Source organism: Streptomyces albidus (ex Kaewkla and Franco 2022) (assembly GCF_013870515.1).
Classification (GTDB): domain Bacteria; phylum Actinomycetota; class Actinomycetes; order Streptomycetales; family Streptomycetaceae; genus Streptomyces; species Streptomyces albidus.
In genome coordinates this window covers 1-4,505 of the sequence record NZ_JACBXA010000354.1, presented here as the reverse complement: position 1 = coordinate 4,505, position 4,505 = coordinate 1, and the positions used below count along the sequence as shown (strand labels likewise).

At 71.9% G+C, this 4,505-nt stretch carries 6 protein-coding genes; 4 read left to right on the top strand and 2 right to left on the bottom strand.

The window, feature by feature from the left end:
- The coding region (locus H5J26_RS28625) for a helix-turn-helix transcriptional regulator (protein ID WP_181768872.1) at window positions 1-717 on the top strand (717 nt) is incomplete at its 5' end.
- Window positions 718-735: 18 nt separating this feature from the next.
- On the opposite strand, the gene H5J26_RS28620 is transcribed toward H5J26_RS28625, so the two are convergent.
- Entirely contained in the window at window positions 736-1,659 is a 924-nt protein-coding gene (locus H5J26_RS28620) for an SDR family oxidoreductase (RefSeq protein WP_309238102.1), read from the bottom strand.
- 245 nt (window positions 1,660-1,904) lie between these two features.
- Here H5J26_RS28620 and H5J26_RS28615 point away from each other — a divergent pair, with 245 nt between their 5' ends.
- Window positions 1,905-2,423 carry a DUF4240 domain-containing protein gene (locus H5J26_RS28615; RefSeq protein WP_181768874.1) on the top strand — a complete coding sequence of 173 codons (519 nt, stop codon included), beginning with the start codon at window positions 1,905-1,907 and terminating at the stop codon, window positions 2,421-2,423.
- Window positions 2,424-2,473: 50 nt separating this feature from the next.
- On the opposite strand, the gene H5J26_RS28610 is transcribed toward H5J26_RS28615, so the two are convergent.
- Complete coding sequence (locus H5J26_RS28610; protein WP_181768871.1) at window positions 2,474-2,986, bottom strand: GNAT family N-acetyltransferase; 513 nt, start codon at window positions 2,984-2,986, stop codon at window positions 2,474-2,476.
- Between the two features lie 134 nt (window positions 2,987-3,120).
- Between H5J26_RS28610 and H5J26_RS28605 the strand changes: the two genes are divergently transcribed.
- Window positions 3,121-4,059: a TIGR01777 family oxidoreductase gene (locus tag H5J26_RS28605; protein WP_181768870.1), complete on the top strand. Its 939-nt coding sequence runs from the start codon at window positions 3,121-3,123 to the stop codon at window positions 4,057-4,059.
- Window positions 4,060-4,289: 230 nt separating this feature from the next.
- The coding region (locus tag H5J26_RS28600) for an FAD-dependent oxidoreductase (RefSeq protein ID WP_181768873.1) at window positions 4,290-4,505 on the top strand (216 nt) is incomplete at its 3' end.

The window sequence follows — 4,505 nt, the reverse complement described above, 5'->3', positions numbered from 1 at the left end:
TCGGCGGCGCTGCTCCCGGAGCTGAGCGACGCGCATCGCAGCGCGGCCCAGCGCTTCCACCTCGACGCACCGGGCTGGTGGCAGTCCCCGGAGACCCCCGACCTGCTGCCCGCACTGGCGGAGGCGGTGTGGGACGACCGGACGGTCCGGATGCGCTACCGGCGCCGAGGGGCCGAGGTGGAGCGGGAGTTGGAGCCGTACGGGCTCGTACTCAAGGCCGGCGTCTGGTACTTGGCGGCGCAAGTGGTGGACGGAGGGGACCGGCGGGTCTACCGGGTGGACCGGATCACGGGGATCGAGGCGGACGGCGAACACTTCGCACGGGACGAGGAGTTCGACCTGCCCCGCTTCTGGGAGGAGCGGTCGGCCGCCTTCGCCCGCTCGATCCTCCGGGAGGAGGTGCGGCTGCGGCTGACGTCGGCGGGGAGACGGATGCTGCGCCACGTGACCGACCACCGGGCCGCGGAGGAGGCGCTGGAGCAGGCCGAGCCCGTGCCCGGGGCGGTGTCCGGGCAGGACGGCGAGGGACCGGTCGTCGTCGTCCTGCCCGTGGAGTCCCTGAACGTCGCCTACACCCAACTGCTCGCCCTGGGCGCGGAATGCGAGGTGCTGGGGCCGCCGTCGCTGCGCGACCGGTTCAGGGAGACCGGCCGGCGCATGGCCGCCCTCCACGACGACACGGACGGCGGCTCGGCCGCGGCGGACGACGAGCGGTAACCGGTCAGCGGTAGCCCGTCAGCGGTAACCGGTCACATCAGCGGGCTTGCCCTCCTGCTCGACTTCGGTGATGTAGCGCCAGGCGTCGGGCGCCGAGCCGTCCACGTCCGTGAAGCCGTACTCCTGGGCGAGGCCGCCGCTGGAGAGTGAACTCCCGTTGAAGCGGGCCACGTCCGGGTCGCAGGCCAGTGCCGCCAGAGCGCGCCCGACGTAGGTGGGCGACTCGGAGATGGCGAAGTGCGGGTTCTGCGCGGAGCCGTCCTGCCAGTTCTCCTCCGTGACCTTGAACGCGGTGTCGAGCATGAACTCGGAGCGCAGCCAGCCCGGTGTCAGACACAGTGCCGTCGCGCCGTACTCGGGCAGTTCCTCCGACAGTCCGAGGGTCATCCTGATCGGCGCGCTCTTGGCGAGGTCGTAGTAGAAGGGCTTGCGGTAGCGGGTGTTGAACTCCGCTGTGCCGTCGGTGACTTCGACGACCAGACCGCCGCGCTGCCGGATGAGCAGCGGGATGGCGTACCTGCTGGTGACGATGTGGGACTCCATGCCGAGCCGCAGGACCCGCAGGCCGGCCTCCAGGTCGTGCTCCCACATCTTCTTGTCCCACTGGACGAAGTAGTCGCCGCCCCACAGGTCGTTGACGAGGATGTCGAGGCGTCCCTGCTCGCGGTCGATGCGGTCGACCAGTTCCCGCACCTGCTCGGGCTCCAGGTGATCGGTGGGCACGGCGACGCCCGTACCTCCTGCCTCATCGATCAGTTCGGCGGTGCCCTCGATGGTCTCGCTCGCGCGGCCGACCTCGCTCACCCGCTCGCGGGTGGTCCGGCCCGTGGCGTAGACCGTCGCTCCCGCTCTGCCCAGCTCCACGGCCATCGCCCGCCCGGCCCCCCGCGTCGCGCCCGCGACCAGTGCGACCTTGCCCGCCAGTGCCCCTGATGTGCTCACCCACGTGTCCTCTCGGTGCGTGCGGCATGCCCCGTGCACGCCGCCTGCCATGCCGTACGGACAGCACGCTCGCACGGAAACCGGACATCTCCTGTCGGGCTTTACGGGGGTTCAGACATACGGGATGCATCGGATGGTCACAACAACCGCACATTGGGCTCCTTGACGCTCGCTGGTAACGACAAGGCGGCATCCGCGAGAGTCCGCGTGCGTTGGGCGGGTACAAGGCGGATGCTGTGTTCGTGATGGACGAGACCGAGTTCTGGGCGCTGATCGATTCCACCCGCGAGGACGCCGAGGGCGACCCCGAGGAGCAGGCAGAGCTGCTCATCGAGCGGCTGACGCGGCTCGATCCGGAGGCCGTGATGTTCTTCGCCCGGCACTTCGAATCGCGCTACAGCCGCGCCAACCAGTGGGACTTGTGGGCCGCGGCCTGGATTCTGCTGGACGGCGTCAGCGACGACGCGTTCGACGCGTTCCGGTGCTGGCTCATCGGGCAGGGCCGGGAGGTCTTCGAGACCGCGGCGCACGACGCGGACTCCCTCGCCGACGTGCTCGAAGGGTTCGACGAGGAGCTGGACGGCGACGCCGAGGACCTCGGCTACGCGGCCGACGAGGCGTACGAACAGCTGACGGGCATCGTCATGCCCGACCTCGGCCTGCCCGAGCCGCCGGAGGACCCGTCAGGCGTCTCCCTCAACCTGGAGGACGACACGGCGCTGGCGGAGCGGCTTCCGAAGCTCTGGGACCGCTTCAGCGGCTGACCGGCGGCCAGGGCACGCGGCCCGGGCCCACCGGGTGTGCGGGCGATGCCTCATCCGTCCCGGGCGGTTTCCAGCCACCGCCCCATGAGGACGTCGTCCCTGTACTCCCCGTCCAGCTCGAACTCCCCGCGCAGCACCCCTTCCACGACGAACCCCGCCGCGGCGTAGAGCTCGCGGGCGGGGGTGTTGTGGCCGAGCACGCGGAGCGTCACCCGTCGTGCGCCCTGTCCGCGCGCCCGCTCGCACGCGGCATCCAGGAGCGCTCTGGCCACCCCGCACCTGCGTGCGGCGGGGTCGACCACCAACCCCTGTATCTGCCGCACGTGCGCGTTGGACTCCAGATCCGTGGGAGGGACGAGGCGTATGTAGCCGACGGGCCCCCGTCCGGGCATCTCCGCGACGAGATGGTGGGCGGGCAGGTGCGCCTCGTCGAAGAAGGGCGGGTGCGGCGGCCGGGGAGGCGGCATCACGGAATGGAGAGTGGACCAGCAGAGCCGGTCGAGCTCACCGAGGCGGGGCCCGTCGGCGGGTGCGGCACTGCGGACGACCGGTGCGGACGACATGCGGGCCACTGTGCACGGCCGTCCGCTTCCGCCGCCACCGGATTGCCGTCCGCACGGCTGCCCGTGCGGCAGCCCCAACACAAGCGGGGTGCCCGGCGCTTCAGCCTGAGCGCGGCAGACGGCAGGATGGCCCCATGCGTATCGCGGTCACCGGTTCCACCGGCCTCATCGGCACGGCCCTCTCCCGCTCGCTGCGCGCGGACGGACACGACATCGTCCGGCTCGTGCGGCGCTCGTCAAGGGACGCTCGGCGTTACGAGAGTGCGAGCCGCACCACGACGGCCGGGTCTCGGCCGTCGGAGGTGATGTGGGACCCCAAGGGCCAGTACGTGGACGCGAACGGTCTCGCCGGCTGCGACGCCGTGGTCCACCTCGCGGGCGCGGGCGTCGGGGACCGGCGCTGGACCCCCGCGTACAAGAAGGAGATCCGCGACAGCCGCGTGCTCGGGACCGCCGCCCTCGCCGACGCGCTCGCCTCACTCGACGAACCGCCCCGCACGCTGCTCGTCGGCACGGCCATCGGCTACTACGGCGACACCGGCGACCAGGCCGTCGACGAGAGCGCGCCGCCCGGGCAGGGGTTCCTGCCGGACGTCTGCCAGGAGTGGGAGGAGGCGGCGGCCGCGGCCGAGGAGGCGGGCATCCGTACGGTGTTCGCCCGCACAGGGCTGGTCGTCGCCCGCAGCGGCGGCGCCTGGGGCCGGCTGTTCCCGATCTTCAAGGCGGGGCTCGGCGGGCGGCTCGGCGACGGCAAGCAGTACTGGAGCCACATCGCGCTGCACGACCACATCGCCGCCCTGCGTCACCTGCTGGACTCGCAGGAGCTCTCCGGCCCGGTCAACCTCACCGCTCCGGAGCCGGTCACCAACCGCGAGGTCACCGCTGCGATGGGCCGTGTCCTGCGGCGCCCCACCCCCTTCCCGGTCCCGGCGCCGGCGCTGAGGGCGGCCCTCGGCGAATTCGCGGGGGACGTGCTGGGCAGCCAGCGCGTCCTCCCGACGAAACTGCTCGAATCGGGCTTCGGTTTCGCGTTTCCGGACATCGATGACGCGGTACGCGCCGCCTTGCGCTGACAGCAGGAGCGGATCGCGCCGGTCCGGCTGAGCACCGGTGACGTACCGCGCCTTGCTGCGGCGGCACACCGGAGCGGTGTGCGACCCGCTGTGCGACCGTGCACTGCCCGTGTGCCACTGACCGCGATCGAACCGCTGCGTAGAGTCCAAAACCGTACGGTTCACTCGCGCTCGGCCGGGCAGTACGAACGCAGGACGGCCCCTCACCGCGCGCCGACCCCCCGGGAGGCATCGTGCACTCCAGCGACTCAGCAGGCTCAGGCCGTACGCGCACGCCGGACGCCGACGTCGTCGTCATCGGCGCGGGGCTCGCCGGTCTCGCCACCGCACACCATCTGGTCGCTGCCGGGCTGCACGTCACGCTGCTGGAGGCCGCCTCGCGCACCGGCGGCCGGATGGCCACCGAGTCCGTCGACGGCTACCTGCTCGACCGCACCGGCCGGCTC